Consider the following 19,628-nt stretch of genomic DNA (forward strand, 5'->3'; position numbering starts at 1 on the left):
GCAACGTCTGCCGACATGTCCGCCACCCTGCGCCTCGCCGAACAACTGATCTCGCTGCCGTCCGTCACTCCGCTTGATGCGGGTTGCATCGAACTCATCGTGGCCCGCCTGCAGCCGCTCGGATTCGCCTGCGAGGTGTTCGAAAGCGGTCCAAAGGACTTTCGCGTCCGGAATTTGTGGGCCAAACGGCATCAGCCCAGCGTCAGACCGTCATCCCTCGCTACCAGGACCATAGCGTTTGCCGGTCATACCGATGTCGTCCCGACCGGACCGCTCACCCAGTGGCACAGTGACCCGTTCACCCCCACGCACCGCGATGGGCGGCTTTTCGGGCGCGGCGCCAGCGACATGAAGACCTCGCTGGCCGCGATGGTGGTGGCCACCGAGGAATTCCTCGCCGCGCAACCCGAGACCCCGCTGAACATCGCCTTCCTGCTCACCAGCGATGAAGAAGGACCCGCGGTGGATGGCACCGTGGTGGTCTGCGAAGCCTTGCGCCAGCGCGGCGAGGTGCCCGATTTCTGCATCGTCGGCGAGCCCACGTCCGTGCAGCGCACCGGCGACATGATCAAGAACGGGCGCCGCGGCACCATGAGCGGCAAGCTCACGGTCAAGGGTGTTCAGGGCCACATCGCCTACCCGCACCTCGCCCGCAACCCGATCCATCTGCTTGCCCCGGCACTGGCGGAGCTGGTTGCCGTCGAATGGGACGGCGGCAACACCTTCTTTCCGCCGACCACCTGGCAGGTCAGCAACATCCATGGCGGCACCGGTGCGAGCAACATCATTCCGGGCCATGTGGTCGTCGACTTCAATTTCCGCTTCTCCACCGAGTCCACGCCGCAGAGCCTGCAGCAGCGCCTGACCGAGGTGCTGCGACGCCACGGGCTCGACTTTGAACTGGCCTGGACGGTGGGAGGCCTGCCCTTTCTCACCACGCCGGGGACGCTGGTCGCCGCGGTGCAGACGGCCATTCGGGCCGAAACCGGAATCGAGACGCAGCTCTCCACCACCGGGGGCACCAGCGACGGACGCTTCATTGCGCAAATCTGCCCGCAGGTCATTGAGCTGGGCCCGCCCAACGCCACCATCCACATGATCGACGAACATGTGGTGGTCAGCGACATCGAGCCGCTGAAGAACATCTATCGCCGCGTGCTGGAGAACCTCCACGCCGGACTGCCGGCATGAGCGCGGAGGCCACCCGCCTCATCGAGCTGATCGACGACGCCGCCCGCCAGTTGACCGAGGCCGGCGTCTCTTACGGCCACGGCACGACCAACGCCTTCGACGAGGCGGCCTGGCTGGTGCTCTGGCGGCTGGGACTTCCCCTGGACACCCCGCTGGACGGGCCGGAGTCGGCCGCCGACCTCCCGGTGCAAGGCACCCAGCGCGAACAGGTGGCCGCCTTGGTGCGCGAGCGCATCGACACCCGCAAGCCCGCCGCCTACCTGACGCATGAGGCCTGGCTGCAGGGCGTGCCCTTCTACGTGGACGAGCGTGCCATCGTGCCGCGCAGCCTGATCGGCGAATTGCTGGCGCACCCCGAGCTCGGTGGCGGCATCGACCCCTGGCTGGGCGCCCACACGGCGCGCGTGCTCGATCTATGCACCGGCAACGGGAGCCTGGCGGTACTGGCCGCGATGGTCTACCCCGACGTCACCGTCGACGCCGCCGACATCTCGGCCGACGCCTTGGCCGTGGCCCGCATCAACGTGGACCGCCATGCGCTTCAGGACCGCATCCGGCTGATCGAGTCCGATAGCCTGGCGTCGGTTCCGGACCGCTACGACCTGATCCTTTGCAACCCGCCTTATGTCACTGCTGGCAGCATGGCCGCCCTGCCCGCCGAATACCAGGCCGAGCCCTCTTTGGCGCTTGCGGGGGGCGCAGACGGCATGGACTTCGTCCGCCAGCTGCTGCGCGAGGTCCCTGCACACCTCCAACCGGAGGGCGTGCTGGTCCTGGAAATCGGCAATGAACGCACCCATTTTGAATCCGCATTCCCGGCGCTGGAAGCCGTCTGGCTGGATACCAGCGCGGGCGACGACCAGGTCTTGCTGTTGACGCGCGACGCCCTGCATGCATGGCAGAACGCGCAACCGGCACAAATAGAAACCCCATGATCACTTTGAAGAACGTCGTCCTGCGCCGCGGTGCGAAGGTGCTGCTCGACGGCGCGTCCGTCACCATCAACCCGGGCGAGAAGGTCGGCCTCGTGGGACGCAACGGGGCCGGAAAGTCCTCGCTGTTCGCCCTTTTCAACGGCTCCCTGCATGAAGATGGCGGCGAATACTTCATTCCGGCCCAGTGGCGCATGGGTCAGGTGGCGCAGGACATGCCCGAAACCGAGCAATCTGCCACCGATTTTGTGGTCGAGGGCGATACCGCCCTGCTCGCCGCCCAGCAGGAAGTCACCGACGCGGAGGCAACCGACGACTACGACCGCATGGCGCACGCCTATACCGCGCTGCACGATGCCGGCGCCCACGACGCCGCCGCACGCGCGCAGGCGCTGATCCTGGGGCTGGGCTTCAAGACCAGCGAACTGGACAAGCCGGTGAACAGCTTCTCGGGCGGCTGGCGCATGCGCCTGCAACTGGCGCGCGCGCTGATGTGCCCGTCGGATCTGCTGCTGCTGGACGAGCCCACCAACCACCTCGACCTGGACGCCCTGGTCTGGCTGGAAGCCTGGCTCAAGCGCTACCCGGGCACGATGCTCGTCATCAGCCATGACCGGGAGTTCCTTGACGCGGTGACCGAGGTCACCGTGCATATCGAGGGCGCACGCCTGACCCGCTACGGCGGGAACTACAGCAAGTTCGAGGACCTGCGCGCCGAGCAGATGGCGCTGCAGCAGACCGCCTTTGCCAAGCAGCAGGAAAAGATCGCCCACCTGCAGAAGTTCATCGCCCGCTTCAAGGCCAAGGCCAGCAAGGCCAAGCAAGCGCAGAGCCGGGTCAAGGCGCTCGATCGGATGGAGAAGATCGGCCCCTTGCTGGCCGAAGCGGAGTTCACTTTCGAGTTCAAAGAGCCCGCCAACCTGCCCAACCCGATGCTGTCGATGCATGACGTGAACTTCGGTTACCCCCCGCCGGATGGGGCGCCCGAGGGTACGCCGCCGACGGTCATCGTGCGCAATGTCAACCGGTCCGTGCTGGCCGGCCAACGCATCGGCATTCTGGGCGCCAACGGCCAGGGCAAATCCACCCTGGTCAAGACCGTGGCACGCGCGCTCGCACCCCTTGGCGGCGAGATGATTGAAGGCAAGGGGTTGAACATCGGCTATTTCGCCCAGCAGGAGCTCGACGTGCTGCGGCCGGCCGACAACCCGCTTGAGCACATGATCCGTCTCGTCAAGGACCTGACCGCCACAGGCAAGATCAGCGGCCAGGCCACGCGCGAGCAGGACCTGCGCAGTTTTCTGGGCATGTTCAATTTCAGCGGCGACACGGTCAAGCAGGCCGTCGGCAGCATGAGCGGCGGCGAGAAGGCTCGCCTGGTGTTGTGCATGATCGTCTGGCAGCGCCCCAACCTGCTGCTGCTGGACGAACCGACCAACCACCTGGACCTGGCCACGCGCGAGGCGCTGTCCATGGCACTGAACGAGTTCGAAGGCACCGTGATGCTGGTCAGCCACGATCGTGCCCTGCTGCGCGCGGTCTGCGACGAGTTCTGGATGGTGTCGCGCGGAGGGGTTGAGCCCTTCGACGGCGACCTCGACGACTACCAACGCTATCTGCTGGACGAAGCCCGGCGCCAGAGGGAGGAGGCCCGCGAGTCCGCGCGTGAGGAGGCCGAGGCACGCAAGTCCCCGGCAAGGCCGGCCCCTGCCGCCATCGCACTCACAGCGCCGACCACTGGCTCCGGCCTGTCAGCCCAGGAACAGCGCAAGCGAGATGCCGCGCAACGAACCCAGCTTGCCGAAAAGGCAAGGCCCCTCAAGCGTGCGCTGGAACAGACCGAAGCCCGTATTGCCGAGCTCACGCTGGCAAAGGCCGATCTGGAACAGCGCCTGTGCGGTCCGTTGCCTGCCGCCGATTTGGCCGACGCCGGCCGTCAGCTGAAAGCTGCCAGTGCCGAACTGGACACGCTGGAAGGGGAATGGCTGGCCTTGAGCGAACAGCTGGAGCACACCCTGTCGGCCTGATGCGCATGGAAATCCCCGCGCAACGTCTGGCATTGCATCAGGGTACAGTGATGCTCTGACTCACTTTGAGAAGCAAAGCCACATGATGTCTCTTCTTGGAACCTTGTTCATCGGGCTGATCGTAGGCTTCATTGCCCGCGCGGTGAAGCCAGGCGACGACAAGCTGGGCTGGATCATGACAGCGCTGCTTGGCATTGCGGGCTCTTTCGTGGCGAACTACGTCGGAGCCGCATTGGGGCTGTACAAAGGCGGCGACGCCGCCGGGTTCATTGCCTCTGTGATCGGAGCAGTGGTATTGCTGTTTGTTTACGGCCTGATCAAAGACAAGTCAACCTGATTCCCGCCACCTATGCCTTCTGCGATTGACTTGGCGCGCGGGCATCCCGCATTGACAGAAGCCGTACAACGCGGACGCAAGATCCTCCATCGCCGGGCTTTGGTGGCCGCAGCGGCCGGCGCCGTGCCCGTACCCGGGCTTGACTGGGCCGTGGACGCGGCGCTGTTGTCCCGGATGATCCCGAAGATCAATGCTGAATTTGGCTTGATGCCCGACCAGTTGGACCGATTGACACCGCACGAACGAGAGCGGGTGCAAAAGGCTGTTGCGCTCGTAGGAACGGTGCTGATTGGGAAGTTCATCACACGCGATCTGGTGCTCAAGGCGGCGAAGACCGTCGGCCTGCGCCTCACTGCCGGACAGGCCGCGCGCTATGTGCCGCTGGCCGGTCAGGCGGTGTCCGCCCTGGTCGGTTACACCGCCATCCGCTATCTCGGGGAAGAACACCTGAAGGATTGCGTGCGAGTCGCCTTGAAGGCCGACCTGCGGTTGCCGAACCAGCCAAGTACCTGAAGGGTGTGCCCGGTGCGGATCACGCGAACTCCCGCATTGTTTTCGCCATGCTTGAAACAAAAAACCCCGCTATCGATTAGATAGCGGGGTTTTCATACTGTACTTGGTGGGACGTGCGGGGGTCGAACCCACGACAAACGGATTAAAAGTCCGATCCAGATGACCCTCCAAGCCGTTGATCCTTTTGAATAAATCCTTGTAAAACAATGTGTTACGGCGATTCAGTGAGTTCTCATGGTTGCATAGTGTTGCTTAGAATATACTAAAAGCTCTTAAATTGTCTTACATCCGCCCTTACATCTGGCAGGATGTAAGACCAACAAGGGGCTTACGTGGCAAAAGTTGCATTCACCGCAGGCCGGGTATCCGGGTTCAAGTGCCCTCCTGACAAGGCTCAGGCGTTTCTATGGGACGTGACCACGCGGGGGCTGGGGCTGCGGGCCACGCCTGCCGGGAAGCCGTCCTACGTGTTCCAGAGTGAGTTCCAAGGCAAGACGATCCGCCTGGTGATCGGTGCGCCGGACGCCTGGCGCATTCCGCAAGCGCAGGAAAAGGCCCGCCATCTCCAACGCATGATCGACCAAGGCACAGACCCGCGCACCCTCAAGCGCGACGCCTTGGCCGCTGCCGCTGAACAAGCGAAAGCTGCTGCCGAACGGATCGAGGCTGAGAAGGTCGCCGCCCTGACCGTGGGCGACGCGTGGGCAGTCTATCTGACCGAGCGCCGCCCAAAGTGGGGGGCGCGCCACTTTCAGGATCACATCGACAAGGCCGCACCGGGTGGCGTACCGTCAACCCGCAGGGGCTATGAGAAGCACCTGACCCAGCCGGGGCCGCTGGCCGCATTGATGCCCCTGCCCTTGCGTGACCTTGACGCGCCCACCATCGAGGCATGGGCCGCGAAGGAAGCCAAGACCCGCCCCACATCCGCCCGGCTGGCATGGCGGTTGCTGAAAGTGTTTCTGCGTTGGTGTGAGGATCAATCCCAGTATGCAGGCCTGCTGCCTGCGAAGAATCCAGCCAAGACCCAGAAGAGCCGCGAAGCCTTGGGCAAGGCCGCCGTGAAGAAGGACGTGCTCCAGCGTGGGCAACTGGCCGCATGGTTTGAAGCTGTGCGCCAGATACAGAACCCGGTGATTGCTGCTGCATTGCAAATCATGTTGCTGACGGGTGCCCGACCGGGTGAAGTGCTGGGACTGCGCTGGGACGATGTGAACACCCGCTGGAAAGGAATCAGCATCCGTGACAAGGTGGAGGGAACCCGAGAGATACCGGCAACGCCGTACGTGCTGCACCTGCTGGCAGGACTGCCCCGGCGCAACGAATGGGTATTCTCAAGCCCCACAAGCGCCGATGGTCGCCTGACCGTGGTGAACAACCCTCATACACGCGCCTGTCAAATCGCAGGGCTGGACGACCTCACGCCGCACGGCCTGCGCCGTTCGTTCAAGTCGCTGACCGAGTGGTTGGAAATACCCGCTGGCGTGGTGGCACAAATCATGGGTCACAAGCCCAGTGCGACCGCTGAAAAGCATTACACCGTCAGGCCGCTGGAACTGCTGGCGCTTCACCATGAAAAGATAGAGGCCTGGATTCTGGAACAGGCCGGGGTGCAATTCATCCCACGGGCTGAACCGGGCAGGCTGGCGCTCGCCACTTAAGCGAAATTATCAACGCATAGCGTTGAATCAGATACACTGTCAGTCGAAGGCGGGACGGCCACCCATTCATGAAAAATGGCCTCGTAAAACCAAAAGCTCTTGTCTAGAGCCGTTGAACTTCGCAACGAAACAGATTGCAGCAGCCGAAAGGCTGCTCCTGTTTTCGTTTTCTGGAGTTTCAACGATGGCACAAATCGCCGCACACGTCCCCCTTGAAGAAGAAGCCCGCCCGACTGTGAATACAGTGGCTGCGGCACATTACCTGCACCTGAGCCCGCAATACCTGCGACGGTGGGCATCTACTGAGTCGGGACCGATCCGCCCTATTCGCTTGCCAGGGTGTCGTGCCCTGCATTGGCGGGTTGCAGACATTCGCAATCTGCTGGGGGTGCCAGTATGAGTACCGCACAAATGGAAATGGTCGCCCCGACAGCGACCATTCCGAACCCAACTACACACGCGAATTTTACCGTTATCGAAAGTGGAGTGGAACAACCCGCATGGCTTCTGGCAGCCGTCACGAATGACGACTTCCTGACCGCCATCTTTGGAGACGAGTTCAGCGCGGCGTACCCAGTTGTTTGCAGAATCGAGGGTGACCCCACGGACTCCGAAATATGGCCGCCACAGAGGTGGCCCTGCGATACATCCGGCACGGGGCTGAACTGGTACACCGCGCCGGCCACGTTCCGCAGACACCCGCGTGGCGACTTCCGCGCTAAGAAGCAGCAGGCCGACATGGTGTATTGCGTGATGCTCGACGACGCGGGCAGCAGGTTCCCCCTGGAGCGCCTGGCCACCTGTCCACCGTCATGGATGATCGAAACCTCGCCGGGCAACTTTCAGGTGGGCTACATCTTCGATCAGCCAGTGAGCGCAAGTAGCGAAGTGGCTGACAGGTTGAACAAGGCCCTGATCGCCGCTGGCGTGTGCGACGCGGGCGCGACTGGTGGGGCAACCCGGTGGATTCGTCTGCCGGTGGCCGTCAACGGCAAGGCCAAGTATGGGTATCCGTCGCCACGGTGTAGGCTTGCACAGTGGAACCCCGAGCGGCGCTACAGCATCGGGCAGATGGTGGATCGCTTGGGGCTGACACTGCCCGTCGATGATCGCCCCCGGGTTGACACCACTCAGGCGCAACAGACGGGTGGTCCGGTGGACTGGGACCAAGTGCGCTCGGCACTGGATCACCTGGGCGCTGACTTTGACTACCCAGAGTGGGTCAATGTGCTGATGGCGCTGCAATCCACGGGGCACCCCGAGGCGTATCCGCTTGCGGTGGAGTGGAGCGCACGGGGCGCGAAATTCAAGGGCGAGTGGGATGTACGCAAGCACTGGGACAGCTTCAACGCTGGCAAGGCGGGCGGCATAACCATCGCAACCTTGTTCAAGATGGCATTGGATGCCGGGTGGATGCCACCGGCGCCAGATGTGAGCGGGATGTTCAAGCCGGTAGGAGAAACTCCCTGGCCCGCCCCCCTGCCGCTGCCCAAGCTGCCCCCTGTGCCAACATTCGACCTGGCACTACTGCCCGAGGCGATACGCCCCTGGATCGCTGACGTTGCCGAGCGCCTGCAAGTGCCGCCAGATATGCCCGCTGTGGCCGCTGTGGTGGCTCTATCTGCCACCATAGGCCTCGGGGTACAGATCAGGCCCAAGGCGCTGGACCCGTGGACTGTGGTGCCGAACCTTTGGGGCATGGTTGTCGCGCCACCGGGGTGGAAGAAGTCGCCTGCAATCGCTGAAGCAATGGCACCGCTGCACAAGTTGGAACGTGACGCCAACCATGAACATTCCACGGCGATGGCCGCGTGGCAGATGGAGGTTGACCAGACGGCACTGATGAACAGCGCGATCAAGTCAAAGGGGTTGCAGGCGCTCAAGAAAGACCCCGAGGCCAAGGCACCCGACCTGATACCCGAGCCGGTCGAGCCGGTCGCCAAACGTTATGTGGTGAACAACTTCACGCTTGAGGCGCTGGGCGAGGTGATGATCTCGAACCCGAACGGTGTGCTTGCCTTCGCTGACGAGTTGTATGGACTTCTCAAGATGGCAGACAAGCCGGGCAACGAGGAACTGCACAGCTTTCTGCTGACTGCATGGAACGGCAATGGTGGATTCACGTTCGACCGGATCGGTAGGGGTCAACGGTTCGTCGAGTTCTGCTGCATTGCTGTGCTGGGTGGCATTCAGCCGGGGCGCCTTGATGAGTACCTGACCAGCGGGGGTGCTGGTGGTGCTGTGGACAGTGGCTTTCTGAATCGTTTCCAGTTGATGACCTGGCCCGATCTGGACGCCGACTACCGCTACACCGACCGGACGCCCAACTACACCGCGAAGGCGGCTTACCAGGGGGTGTTCGACCGGTTGGCGGGTGCAACCCTGTTCCCTGACCTGTCCGGCACCACCAGCGCCAGCAGTGGGCAGGATGTGCGCCATTTCGATGGTGAGGCACAAGCGGTCTACCGCGAGTGGCTCGAAGCTCTGGAACGGCTTTGCCGCAGTGACACGCTGCCCCCGGTGATGACCTCGCACCTGTCCAAGTACGCAAGCCTTGTTCCATCGCTGGCGTTGATCTTCGCGGTGGCTGACCACGTGGGGGGGGCCATCCCTGTGCAGTATCTGCACCAGGCGATTGCATGGGCTGCCTACCTTCGCGGTCACGCTGAACGGGTCTTTGCCAGCAGCACGAACCCAGGGGCAACTCATGCCCGTGCCCTGCTGGCAAAGATCAGGACTGGTGCAATTGCCGATGGGTTCTCAGCACGGGATGTGTATCGAAACCAGTGGTCATTACTGGATCGGGAAGGCGTTGAGGCGGCAGTGGAAATGCTCTGCGATCTTGACCACTTGCGGCGGGTCGAAATAGTGCCCGCAGCCGGAGGCAGACCGTCGGCCGTGTTCAACATCAACCCGAAGTCAAAGGCGTGAATATTTGAAAACGTGGGGGGGTACCCCACTGACAAAACTGACAAAACTCAGCTTTCTGACGTTTCAGGGAGTTCTGGCAGTTATGGCAGTGCCTACCCCCCCCTCATTTCCAGAAATCAAAGGCGATCAACCATGAATGAACTCGAAGGCAACATGCCGGCCTTTCCCAAGGGGCAAAGCGTTTTCTACACCGGCAACGGTCCCTGGTTCCATGGTGCCGGCCACGTAGTCAGTTCTCAACCCGACCGCTGCGATGTTGTATCCGTCCGATGGGCAATCCGTCGCGATCAGGACTCCCCCAAGAGGGGGAAGGCGAGCATCTACTCGCTCTGCCCAGCGCCGCCCGTTTTCGTCGAGTGGCTCAAGACCATTCCCAAAGGGCTTCACGAATTGAATTGGAGCGCGCTCCAAGATGCCTTGGACGATGTATCGCTCGCAATGGAGGAAGGGTCGATCTGGACAGGTAACGGCTGCATCTTTGAAACACTGCGCGCGTTCAGTGCCTCGCCGTACCGGAGACCATCAAAGACCGTCGAGCGTTGGCTCGCTGCCCAGCCGGACCGGGAGCCCGACTACCCCGAGTGGCTGCTTCCCAAGGGATGGAAGCCACCGCCGCAAGTTACGTCCTCGTTGGATCACCAATAGTTATCCACATGTTATTCACAAAATTCCCTACGTGCACGCGCGCGAGGCTTTCCCAGTTCGTCGCTTGAACGCCCACTGGAAATGCCCCAGGGTACCCCACTGCCAAAACTGCCAAAACCCCGGGGAGCGGCAAGACAGTGGGCGCTGTCTCGGCGTTGAGGAAGGAACGCGACGGGGGATAGGTTGATCTGGGTCAGTGGCGAGGGTGGCACCCGGCGCACAATCAAAAAATTCTTTACAGCAGGGGTGGCAATCATGGCGAGCAAACAGAACGGGATCATCGGTCACCTGACACACCCGCAGACTTTGCCCAAACTGTGCGCTGCCTCCGCGATAACAAAGGCGCTTGCTATCGCATCCACAACCCTATTTTTTGGCATGCTGTCAGCTTGCGGCACGAACGAGGTGGTTCAGAAAGGATCATCGGTTTGGTCCGTGTCGGCGCAGTATGGCTCTGTGAATGGCAGCTTCGACAGAGCGCAAAAGGAAGCTCTCGAAAAGGGCAAGGCTTTTTGCGCTGCCAAGGGTGACGAATTCATTTTCATGGACGAGCAGAGGTCTGGCGTCCCTGGCTATTCCATGCAGGTGTCGACCATCACGTTTAGCTGTGGGCCTGATATTCGAACCCTACAGACGGCTGCGTCTTCCCAATGCAGAGACGAACTGAAATCACCCGAGCTGGACGCGATTCGAGGTAAGGTTGAGCTCGAACGTACCAATCCAGACGCGGCGCCACCGTTTCAGATTGCTGTTAACGACACATTCCCGACGAATGAAGAACGCGCCGTAATTGCCAAATGGGCAACCATACGTGACGAATGCGCGAAGAAGGCTAATGCGGTCCCATTTATCCCGCCAGGATCCAGTCCGATGCGGGTCACATTCCTGCAACAGGACAAGGCTTTTGCGACTTCCGCCCAAGGCAGGATAGGTGATTTGATCGTTTTCCTATATCAACAGAAATTGACCTATGGGGAGTTCGCAAAGAAGCGGTATGAAATATCCAGGGATGCCTATCAAGCGCAGTTGCAATTCCGTCAGTCGGTGCAGATTGCCGATCAGCAAAGACAGTTGCAGGCCCAGCAAATTGCAGAACAACAGTTCCAGAACAATCTCGCCGCTTTTTCGAACTACATGCAGATCGTAAACGCGCGGCAACCTTTGACCGTTCGACTTGACGGCAGCGTCAGGCTTCAATCTAACTGTGTAACCACAGGGAGTGGCAACTCCATAAGTACCACCTGCAAATAATTTGATCCCACGCCGCTGGCCGGAGTCAAACTCCGGTACGAATCGTGTAATGCCCCCTGAGCATCTGGAATTTTCAAAAAATTGTTTCCGACACCATCCAAAGCCAAACAACGATTGGCTTTGACCGGTACCCCCCGGTAGGGGGTGGGGGTCGGGTTTTTCTTTCCAGCATGACCGGCACACACTGGACAGCATCGACAAGCCACGGTAACAGGCCGTGAAGGCCCTTGGGGCGCTGGCTGTTGATGATGGGGCTTGGGGTGCCATCACACCCCTGGATCGCTCCAGAGTGGTCAGGCTGCTGGATGGGGGCCGAGTGCGCCCCCTGGATCGGCGTGAACGCGCCAGATGGCAGAAATCGTCTTACATCCGCCCTTACATCGCGCCGCAAACAAAAAAGCCTGCTACATATCTTGTAGCAGGCTTTCCTTACTGTACTTGGTGGGACGTGCGGGGGTCGAACCCACGACAAACGGATTAAAAGTCCGCTGCTCTACCAACTGAGCTAACGTCCCTGTGAGCCTCCTAGCGGAATTTCCACCTTCGGTTCAGCCTTAAATTATAGCGTCTTATTCATTGCTGTGACGGAGTCCTGGCAAGAAAATCGAGAATCCATCCGGCTGCGCACAGACCAAAAGTGGCAGTGACACTGACGACCGATCCGTAACCGTGGCAATTGAGTGAACCGTCGCCCTCGACGGCGCAGGATGCATCCGGCGGGACGACCGGCTCCCGGCTGAACACGCAAGGGATACCGATGGTCCTGCCTTCGCGGGGAGCCCCGTGATGCTTGCGCAACCGATAGCGCAGCTGGGCCAGCAAGGGATCGTGGGTCACTCGCGCCAGGTCGTCGATTTCAACCTTGTGGGCAAGCCGCTTGCCGCCTGCGGCCCCGGCACTGATAAAGCCCTTCTGGCCCTGTCGTGCCCAGCTTGCCATCGCCACCTTGGCTGCCACCTGATCACAAGCATCGATCATGGCATCGACCGGGCCATCCAGAAGCTGCGGCCAGTTCGCGGGCTCCACGAACGCTTCAATGCCGGTGACCTGACACTGCGGGTGAATCAATCCGATGCGCTCCTGCATGGCGCGCACCTTGGCCTGGCCGATCGTGGTTGAAAGCGCTTGCGCCTGACGGTTGATGTTGGATTCGGCAACATGGTCCAGGTCAACGAGCACGAGCTGTCCGACGCCGCTGCGTGCCAACGCCTCAGCAGCCCAGGAGCCCACCCCGCCGATGCCGACGACGGCGACGCGAGCCCGCCGGATGCGTGCCGCACCATCCACGCCAAAGAGCCGCTCCAGACCGCCAAAGCGGCGTTCAAGATCATGTGTCTCCGAGGAGGAATCGCTCAAACCGTTCGCTCCAATCGCCAGTTCTGGTATCTGAGCGCCATGACCGCGCCAAACATGATTGCCGCGACGGCGAGAAAACTGGATGCGCTAAGGGTTGACATACCGCTCAAACCCTGCCCCACGGTGCACCCCATCGCGGTGACACCTCCGATGCCCATCAGCATCGCACCGATCAAGTGGTTTGCCAGATCCTCTGTGCCACCGAATCCTTCCCACCGGAAATCTCCGGAAACAACGGCCTGGACGGCCGAACCCGCAATGACCCCGAGGACCGACACCACGGCAAGCGTCAGGACCTTGCTTCTGTCGCTGAACAGAATGATCCAGTCCAGCGCATAGGCCATGGGCGCCGTGAAAGAAAGCGCCTCCATGCGCCCGCTGTTCGTCGCAAGATAAGCTTCCTGCAGCGTCTCGGGATGCTCGACCACATGACCCAGGTTGCCACTCACCCACCACATGGCGATCACCGCTCCGCCAATGCCCACACCAGCGATGTAGTTCTCTGGATGACGGAAGCTGCGCTCGCGCGAAGCCCAGAAGATCAAGCCCCCGCCGATCACCATGGAAAGCGCGATTCCGGCGGCAGTCGCGGGGACGCCCAATGCACTGGCAGCCCAATCGGTCAGCGTGCTTCCCTGGCTCAGTTCAATCCCGACCCGCTCCACCGTCGCAACCCTGAGCACGGCAGTGATCCCCTTCAATGTGGCAAACGCCGCGACCCCCATGACCAGAAAGACCACGAAGGCCTTGAGGTTACCGCTACCGATACGCACCAGGGTCTTGCTGCCGCAACCTGAGCCGAGCACCATGCCCAACCCGAAGAGAAACCCACCGACCAGAGCCGAAAGCCAGAGCCAGCGGGTTGATGCGTAGATGCTCTTGGAGGGGTTGATCCAACCGCCATAGGCCAGGATCGAAAACCCGATCATGGCGACACCGACCGCCATGCCCCACTGGCGCATGCGCGTCCAGTCCCCGTAGCTGACAACGTCGCTGATCGCGCCCATGGTGCAAAACCGCGTGCGCTGCGTGATCGCGCCGAAGACCATCGACACCAGAAATCCGGCCCAAAGTACCTGAACAGTCAGCGCGGAGAGCGCAGTGGAGTGCATGAGCCGATTCTAGAGGGGCCTAAGCGCCTCGCGCCCCCCCAAAGTCCCGAAGGGTCAACGAAGCTTTGCCAACCGCTCCTTCGCGGCCTGTGCAGCCTCGGATTGAGGATGCAGTCGGATGAGATCCTCCAAGGTCCTGCGTGCCGCCTTGGTGTCCTTCAGTTCAATCTGGCAGTTTGCGATCGCCAGGATCGCCTCGGGCACGCGCGCATGTTCAGGCGCCAGCGTCAGCATGGCGCGAAAATTGGTGATGGCCTCTTTGTAATCACGCGTCGCGTATTGCGCGTTGCCCAGCCAGAACATCGCAGACGGGTAATAGCCGCTCTTGGGAAAGCGCTTGGCAAAGTCCAGGAAGGCAGCTTGTGCGGCCGGGAAATCACCCGTTCGAAACACCCCCATTGCGGCATCGAAATCTCGCTTTTCAGCAGGACTTGCGACGAACTCCCTCCCGTCCACGATCACCTTTTGCGGCTCCATCGACCGCAGGCGCTCGTCAAGGGACTGGCTTTGCGTGGTCTGTCTGCGCTGGGTTTCAGCGATCTCTCTGGACATCTGCTCGCCCTGCCCTCGCATCCGGGCCTGTTCGGTGCGCAAGGCTTCGATCTGGTTTTGAAGATCCAGCAGACTCCTGCGCAACTGATTGTTTTCGTCGGTCAGTTTCCTTTCAATCGCTTCGGCCGTCGCCTTCTGCGCCTCGACACGTTGGCGCAGATCGATGATGGCTTTTCGCGCCTCATCGTCACTGAACAATGCAGCCTGAACCCCAAGGGGGGCCAAGAGGCTCCCAGCGAAAAAGAGGCCCCGCAGCCCCCTGATCAACCACGTTTCAATCACCGGTATTTCACCTCAACCCGTCGGTTCTTGGCCAACGACGCTTCGTCCGAGCCCTGTGCGGCAGGCTTTTCCTTGCCGAAACTCACGGCTTCCAGTTGCCCACCGGACACGCCCAGGAGCGTCATCGCCCGAGCGACGGCTTCGGCACGGCGCTGCCCCAATGCAAGGTTGTATTCGCGTCCTCCGCGTTCATCGGTATGGCCTTCCAGCATCGCCTTGCGCTTGAGGTCTGCTCTCAGATAACGGGCTTGGTTTTCTACAACAGACTGGTACTCGGGCTTCACAACAAAACTGTCGTAGTCGAAATAGACCACGTTCGGACCAGCCGGACCCGCGCCATCCTGGCCGCCCTTGCCCAGATCCACTGCCGTCACCGCGCTCGCAGCGGCCCCACCAGCACCGGCACTGGAGCCGGTCGTAACCGCCGCACCGGCCTTGTCTTCAACCGGGACTGCGTCCAGTTTGACGTCGGACGCGCAACCCGCGAGGCATGCCGCCACCGCAATTGCCAGTAAAACTCTACTCATGCTTGTGCTCCTGCTGATAAATCATTTCTGGAACGGCCCCCAGCTCGGCTCGCGGATATCCCCATCCTGCCCCGCCAGTCTGGCCTTGATCTTTCCATCCAGTGTCGTCGTCATCAAGGCTTCACGCCCCTGATTCTGTGTGGCGTAAACGATGAGGCGGCTGTTCGGCGCGAAACTGGGGCTCTCGTCGGCCGCCGTGTCGGTAACTGCATTTACCGTTCCACTGGCCAGCTCCATGACCTGCAGTTTGAACGCCCCATTGACGCGGGACACATAGGCGAGCCAGCGCCCATCCGGACTGATCGCCGGCGAGATGTTGTAGGTGCCCGCAAACGTCACCCGCTCAGCCGCACCGCCACTGGCCGGCATACGGTAAATCTGCGGTGCCCCGCCGCGATCACTGACGAAGTAAATGCTGCGACCATCTGGAGAAAAGACCGGCTCGGTGTCAATGCCGGGGCTCTGCGTCAGTCGCCGCGGTTCACCCCCGCTGGCGTCCATCACATACAGCTGAGAGCCCCCGTCTCGGCTCAGGGTGAGCGCCACGGTGCGGCCATCCGGCGACCATGCGGGCGCGCTGTTGGAGCCACGGAAATTCGCCAGAAGGCGGCGTCGCCCCGTGGCCACGTCGTGGACATACACCACGGGCTTTCGGGCTTCGAACGACACATAGGCCAGCGAATCGCCGCCCGGCGACCATGCCGGCGAAATGATCGGCTCGGGGCTCGCCAAGGCCACCTGAGCGTTCTCCCCGTCGGCGTCAGCGACCCAGAGCGTGTGCTGCCGGCCACTCTTGGTGACATAGGCGATCCGCGTCGAAAAAACGCCTTTGTCTCCTGTCAGCTTCTCATGAATGTAGTCGGCAATCTTGTGCGAAACCAGGCGCAGGTCGCCGGCAGGCACCGTGTAGACCTGCCCGCCGAGATCCTGGCCGCGAACCACATCCCACAGCCGGAAACGCACGTCGTAGCGCCCGTCGGGCAGGCGGGTGACGCTGCCGGCCGCCAAGGAGTCGGCGCCACGCTGGCGCCACAACGGCAGGTCTGCGCGCGACCCTTCGTCCAGCGCCTGACCAGCCGCATCCATCAGCTTGAAATGCCCGCTGCGCTCCAGATCGGCCTGAATCACGCCGCTGATCTTGACCGGCGATTGGCCTTCCCCCCGAAAACCTGCGATCGCAATCGGCATCTGGGTCAGGCCCACGCCGGAGATCTCGACGCGGAACTGGGCCAAAGCCGACATCATCGATCCCCCTAGCAACACCCCCAGCAACAAGCGGCGCGGGATGGGAAAACGGTCGGTACAAATCATCTTCATCGGGTCGTGCAGGCAAATACATCCGTGAGCAAGGCCTCCATGGTACACACTGGTGATCGGCCCTCGTTACAAACTGCGTCGTTCGCAAGGGACAAAGGCACCTCAACCGTAGAATGCGCCCCATCCATGAACTCGAGTCCACCAGAAACCTCGACTGAGCAACGTTCGTTGGCCGCGCGCGTCATACGGTTGACCGCCTACTTTGGCCAGCAGCGCCACATCTGGGGCGTCGCCTTGCTGGCCTCGCTGGTGGCCGCGGCGACTGAGCCCATGATTCCGGCCTTGTTGAAATACCTCCTGGACCAGGGGTTCAACAGCGGGAAGATGCCGCTGTGGATGGTGCCCATCGGCCTGATGGGCTTGTTCGGGCTGCGCGGTGTGGCCAATTTTGTCGGGCAGTACGCCCTGGCCCGGGTCACCAATGACGGCATGATGGTGCTGCGACGCGCCATGTTCGCGCGCCTGCTCAATGCCGACATGAGCCTGTTTGCCCGCCAGTCGGCCAGCGCCTTGTCCAACACGGTGGTCTATGAAGTCCAGACCGGCGCCAACCTGCTGGTGACGGCGCTCATCGGCATGACCCGCGACGGCTTCACGCTGGTGGCCCTGCTGGGCTATCTGGTGTACCTGAACTGGAAGCTCACGCTCATCGTCGCGATGATGGGGCCCGGAGTCGCCTGGATCATGAAGGCACTCTCGAAGCGTCTCTATCAACTCACCAAGTCGAGCCAGAACGCCACCGATGAGCTGGCCTACGTGGTCGAAGAAAACGTGCTGGCCCATCGCATGGTGCGCCTGCACAGCGCCCAGGAAAGCCAGGCCTCCCGTTTCGACTCATTGAGCAGCCGCCTGCGCCGCCTGGCGCTCAAGTCCACGGTGGCCTCGGCGGCCATGACCCCGCTCACCCAGATGATCGCGGCCGCGGCGCTGTCGGCAGTCATCGGTGTCGCGCTCTGGCAGAGCCGGTCCGGTGGCGGCAACAGTGTCACCGTGGGCGACTTCGTGGCCTTCATCACGGCCATGCTCATGCTGATCACGCCGATCCGTCGCCTGGCCGAAATTGCGAATCCGATTACCCGGGCGGTCGCTGCACTGGAACGCGGCCTCGCGATGATGGATGACGTCCAGGCCGAAAAGGGCGGCACCCTGGACCCGGGGGCCGCCAAGGGCAACATTGAGCTGCGCGATGTCAGCGTAGCCTACCGCGAAGATCACTCACCCGCCCTCGACCACCTGAGCCTGAACGTTGCTCCCGGTGAAATCGTGGCGCTCGTCGGTCCTTCCGGGTCGGGCAAGACCACGCTGGTCAACCTGCTGATGCGCTTTGTGATGCCCCGTTCGGGCGACGTCCGGCTCGACGGGCACGACCTGACCCAATGGGACCTGGCCGCCCTGCGCTCCCAGTTCGCCATGGTCAGCCAGGACGTGGTGATGTTCAACGACACCGTCGCCGCCAACGTGGCGCTGGGCCAGGCGATCGACCGGGACCGGGTGAATGCGTGCCTGGACGCCGCCAACCTGTCGGAACACATCGCCGCGCTGCCCGAGGGGATGGACACGATCGTTGGGCACAACGCCACGCAACTCTCCGGTGGCCAGCGCCAGCGGCTGGCGATCGCACGCGCACTCTACAAGGACGCACCGATCCTGATCCTGGACGAAGCCACGTCCGCACTGGACACCGAGTCCGAGCGCCTGGTCCAGCAGGCTCTCCAACGCCTGATGGCGGGGCGCACCACCCTGATCATTGCCCACCGGCTGTCCACCATCGAGCATGCGGACCGCGTCGTGGTCATGGAACAGGGTCGCATCGCCGAACAGGGCAGCCACGAGGAACTCATGGCCATGGACGGCCTGTATGCCCGGCTGCAGCGCCACGGCTCCCTGACCGGCACCGAGACGGATCAGAGCAGCACGATGTCGTAGTGCTCCTGGCCCATCGCGGTCTCGCTCTGCAGCGAAACCGGCTTGCCGATGAAGTCACTCAGGCCCGCCAGATGCTGGCTTTCCTCGTCGAGCAGAAGTTCGATCACTCGGGGCGAAGCCACCACCCGAAACTCGCGCGGATTGAACTGCCGCGCTTCGCGCAGGATCTCACGCAGGATGTCGTAGGCCACGCTGCGCGCGGTCTTCACATGCCCCCGGCCCTGGCAGGCCTCGCAGGGCTCGGTCAGGATGTGGGCCAGCGATTCGCGCGTGCGCTTGCGCGTCATCTCCACCAGGCCAAGCTGCGAGAAGCTGCCCACCATGGTCTTCACGCGGTCGCGGGCGAGCTGCTTGCGGAACTCGGCCAACACGGCTTCGCGATGGTCTTCGCGCACCATGTCGATGAAATCAGCAATGATGATCCCGCCCAGATTGCGCAGGCGCAATTGCCGCGCGATGGCATGCGCAGCTTCGAGATTGGTCTTGAAGATGGTCTCGTCAAAACTCCGCGCACCGACAAAGCCGCCGGTATTGACGTCGACGGTGGTCAGCGCCTCGGTCTGCTCCACGATCAGATAGCCGCCCGACTTGAGTTCCACTCGGCGGCCCAGCGCGCGGGCGATCTCTTCATCGATGGAGAACAGGTCGAAAATGGGTCGCTCGCCCTTGTAATGCTGCAGCTTGGCCGCTGCCGCCGGCATGAATTCGCGGCCGAAAACCATCAGGGCATCAAACTGTTCACGCGAGTCCAGTCGAATGACCTGGGTGATATCACCCACCATGTCCCGCAGTACCCGCTGCAGCAGGTTGAGATCCTGGTGCAGCAAGGACAAGGGTGGCTGACGGACCGACGCATCCTTGATCCGCGCCCAGGCCTTGCGCAAGTAGGCCACGTCCTCGGCCAGTTCAGCGTCGCTGGCATCCTCGCCGTTGGTGCGCAGGATGAAGCCGCCGCCCGTCTCACCGGCCAGCGTCTGCAGGCGCGCACGCAACGACTCCCGCTGCGCGGTCGGGATCTTTTGCGAGACGCCGATGTGGTTGTCCTGCGGCAGGAACACCAGCAGGCGC

16 protein-coding genes and 1 tRNA gene are annotated in these 19,628 nt (G+C 62.2%); 10 read left to right on the forward strand and 7 right to left on the reverse strand.

Features of this window, described 5'->3' with window-relative positions; genetic code table 11:
- The first annotated feature begins 15 nt into the window (after nt 1–15).
- The 9 genes from dapE (at nt 16) to ACMUOY_RS10505 (ending at nt 11,488) form a co-directional block, all read left to right on the forward strand.
- Entirely contained in the window at nt 16–1,191 is a 1,176-nt protein-coding gene (gene dapE, locus ACMUOY_RS10465) for a succinyl-diaminopimelate desuccinylase (protein ID WP_413892661.1), read from the forward strand.
- Nucleotides 1,188–2,126, forward strand: coding sequence for a 50S ribosomal protein L3 N(5)-glutamine methyltransferase (prmB, locus tag ACMUOY_RS10470; protein ID WP_413892662.1), 939 nt, complete (start codon nt 1,188–1,190; stop codon nt 2,124–2,126). Before dapE ends, prmB begins: the two co-directional genes overlap by 4 nt.
- Nucleotides 2,123–4,150 carry an ABC-F family ATP-binding cassette domain-containing protein gene (locus tag ACMUOY_RS10475; RefSeq protein ID WP_413892663.1) on the forward strand — a complete coding sequence of 676 codons (2,028 nt, stop codon included), beginning with the start codon at nt 2,123–2,125 and terminating at the stop codon, nt 4,148–4,150. The genes prmB and ACMUOY_RS10475 overlap by 4 nt, the downstream gene beginning before the upstream one ends.
- Nucleotides 4,151–4,232: 82 nt before the next feature.
- Nucleotides 4,233–4,487, forward strand: a complete 255-nt coding sequence (locus ACMUOY_RS10480) for a GlsB/YeaQ/YmgE family stress response membrane protein (RefSeq protein WP_413892664.1) — start codon at nt 4,233–4,235, stop codon at nt 4,485–4,487.
- A gap of 12 nt (nt 4,488–4,499) precedes the next feature.
- Nucleotides 4,500–5,000 carry a hypothetical protein gene (locus ACMUOY_RS10485; RefSeq protein ID WP_413892665.1) on the forward strand — a complete coding sequence of 167 codons (501 nt, stop codon included), beginning with the start codon at nt 4,500–4,502 and terminating at the stop codon, nt 4,998–5,000.
- A 332-nt stretch (nt 5,001–5,332) separates the two neighbouring features.
- A complete protein-coding gene (locus tag ACMUOY_RS10490) occupies nt 5,333–6,661 on the forward strand; it encodes a tyrosine-type recombinase/integrase (RefSeq protein ID WP_413892666.1) in 1,329 nt (442 codons plus the stop codon).
- Between the two features lie 411 nt (nt 6,662–7,072).
- Nucleotides 7,073–9,592, forward strand: coding sequence for a DUF3987 domain-containing protein (locus ACMUOY_RS10495; protein ID WP_413892667.1), 2,520 nt, complete (start codon nt 7,073–7,075; stop codon nt 9,590–9,592).
- A 132-nt stretch (nt 9,593–9,724) separates the two neighbouring features.
- Nucleotides 9,725–10,237, forward strand: coding sequence for a hypothetical protein (locus ACMUOY_RS10500; RefSeq protein ID WP_413892668.1), 513 nt, complete (start codon nt 9,725–9,727; stop codon nt 10,235–10,237).
- Nucleotides 10,238–10,492: 255 nt separating this feature from the next.
- The gene (locus tag ACMUOY_RS10505; protein WP_413892669.1) at nt 10,493–11,488 is read left to right on the forward strand and encodes a hypothetical protein; all 996 of its coding nucleotides are present in this window, start codon (nt 10,493–10,495) and stop codon (nt 11,486–11,488) included.
- 439 nt (nt 11,489–11,927) lie between these two features.
- On the opposite strand, the gene ACMUOY_RS10510 is transcribed toward ACMUOY_RS10505, so the two are convergent.
- The 6 genes from ACMUOY_RS10510 to tolB all read right to left on the reverse strand — a co-directional run bounded on the left by ACMUOY_RS10510 (nt 11,928) and on the right by tolB (nt 16,562).
- Nucleotides 11,928–12,003, reverse strand: a tRNA-Lys gene (locus ACMUOY_RS10510).
- Between the two features lie 58 nt (nt 12,004–12,061).
- Entirely contained in the window at nt 12,062–12,844 is a 783-nt protein-coding gene (locus ACMUOY_RS10515) for a ThiF family adenylyltransferase (protein ID WP_413892670.1), read from the reverse strand.
- On the reverse strand, nt 12,841–13,956 hold the full coding sequence (locus tag ACMUOY_RS10520; protein WP_413892671.1) for a YeeE/YedE family protein: 1,116 nt from the start codon (nt 13,954–13,956) through the stop codon (nt 12,841–12,843). Before ACMUOY_RS10520 ends, ACMUOY_RS10515 begins: the two co-directional genes overlap by 4 nt.
- Nucleotides 13,957–14,010: 54 nt before the next feature.
- Nucleotides 14,011–14,796: a tol-pal system protein YbgF gene (gene ybgF / locus ACMUOY_RS10525; protein WP_413892676.1), complete on the reverse strand. Its 786-nt coding sequence runs from the start codon at nt 14,794–14,796 to the stop codon at nt 14,011–14,013.
- A complete protein-coding gene (gene pal / locus ACMUOY_RS10530) occupies nt 14,787–15,317 on the reverse strand; it encodes a peptidoglycan-associated lipoprotein Pal (protein WP_413892672.1) in 531 nt (176 codons plus the stop codon). The genes ybgF and pal overlap by 10 nt, the downstream gene beginning before the upstream one ends.
- A 21-nt stretch (nt 15,318–15,338) precedes the next feature.
- Complete coding sequence (gene tolB / locus ACMUOY_RS10535) at nt 15,339–16,562, reverse strand: Tol-Pal system beta propeller repeat protein TolB (RefSeq protein ID WP_413892677.1); 1,224 nt, start codon at nt 16,560–16,562, stop codon at nt 15,339–15,341.
- A gap of 198 nt (nt 16,563–16,760) precedes the next feature.
- Between tolB and msbA the strand changes: the two genes are divergently transcribed.
- Nucleotides 16,761–18,560 carry a lipid A export permease/ATP-binding protein MsbA gene (msbA, locus tag ACMUOY_RS10540; protein WP_413892673.1) on the forward strand — a complete coding sequence of 600 codons (1,800 nt, stop codon included), beginning with the start codon at nt 16,761–16,763 and terminating at the stop codon, nt 18,558–18,560.
- Here msbA and ACMUOY_RS10545 read toward each other — a convergent pair.
- On the reverse strand, nt 18,539–19,628 hold a 1,090-nt coding region (locus tag ACMUOY_RS10545; protein ID WP_413892674.1), incomplete at its 5' end, for an Rne/Rng family ribonuclease. The genes msbA and ACMUOY_RS10545 overlap by 22 nt on opposite strands.

Origin of the sequence: Candidatus Skiveiella danica (assembly GCF_022705245.1) — a bacterium.
Lineage (GTDB): Bacteria > Pseudomonadota > Gammaproteobacteria > Burkholderiales > Burkholderiaceae_C > Skiveiella > Skiveiella danica.

Coding starts and splice junctions, on each gene's coding strand:
- dapE (WP_413892661.1), top strand. CDS start 16: ATGTCCGCCACCCTGCGCCTCGCCGAACAACTGATCTCGCTGCCGTCC.
- prmB (WP_413892662.1), top strand. CDS start 1,188: ATGAGCGCGGAGGCCACCCGCCTCATCGAGCTGATCGACGACGCCGCC.
- ACMUOY_RS10475 (WP_413892663.1), top strand. CDS start 2,123: ATGATCACTTTGAAGAACGTCGTCCTGCGCCGCGGTGCGAAGGTGCTG.
- ACMUOY_RS10480 (WP_413892664.1), top strand. CDS start 4,233: ATGATGTCTCTTCTTGGAACCTTGTTCATCGGGCTGATCGTAGGCTTC.
- ACMUOY_RS10485 (WP_413892665.1), top strand. CDS start 4,500: ATGCCTTCTGCGATTGACTTGGCGCGCGGGCATCCCGCATTGACAGAA.
- ACMUOY_RS10495 (WP_413892667.1), top strand. CDS start 7,073: ATGGAAATGGTCGCCCCGACAGCGACCATTCCGAACCCAACTACACAC.
- ACMUOY_RS10500 (WP_413892668.1), top strand. CDS start 9,725: ATGAATGAACTCGAAGGCAACATGCCGGCCTTTCCCAAGGGGCAAAGC.
- ACMUOY_RS10505 (WP_413892669.1), top strand. CDS start 10,493: ATGGCGAGCAAACAGAACGGGATCATCGGTCACCTGACACACCCGCAG.
- ACMUOY_RS10520 (WP_413892671.1), bottom strand. CDS start 13,956: ATGCACTCCACTGCGCTCTCCGCGCTGACTGTTCAGGTACTTTGGGCC.
- pal (WP_413892672.1), bottom strand. CDS start 15,317: ATGAGTAGAGTTTTACTGGCAATTGCGGTGGCGGCATGCCTCGCGGGT.
- tolB (WP_413892677.1), bottom strand. CDS start 16,562: ATGATGTCGGCTTTGGCCCAGTTCCGCGTCGAGATCTCCGGCGTGGGC.
- msbA (WP_413892673.1), top strand. CDS start 16,761: ATGAACTCGAGTCCACCAGAAACCTCGACTGAGCAACGTTCGTTGGCC.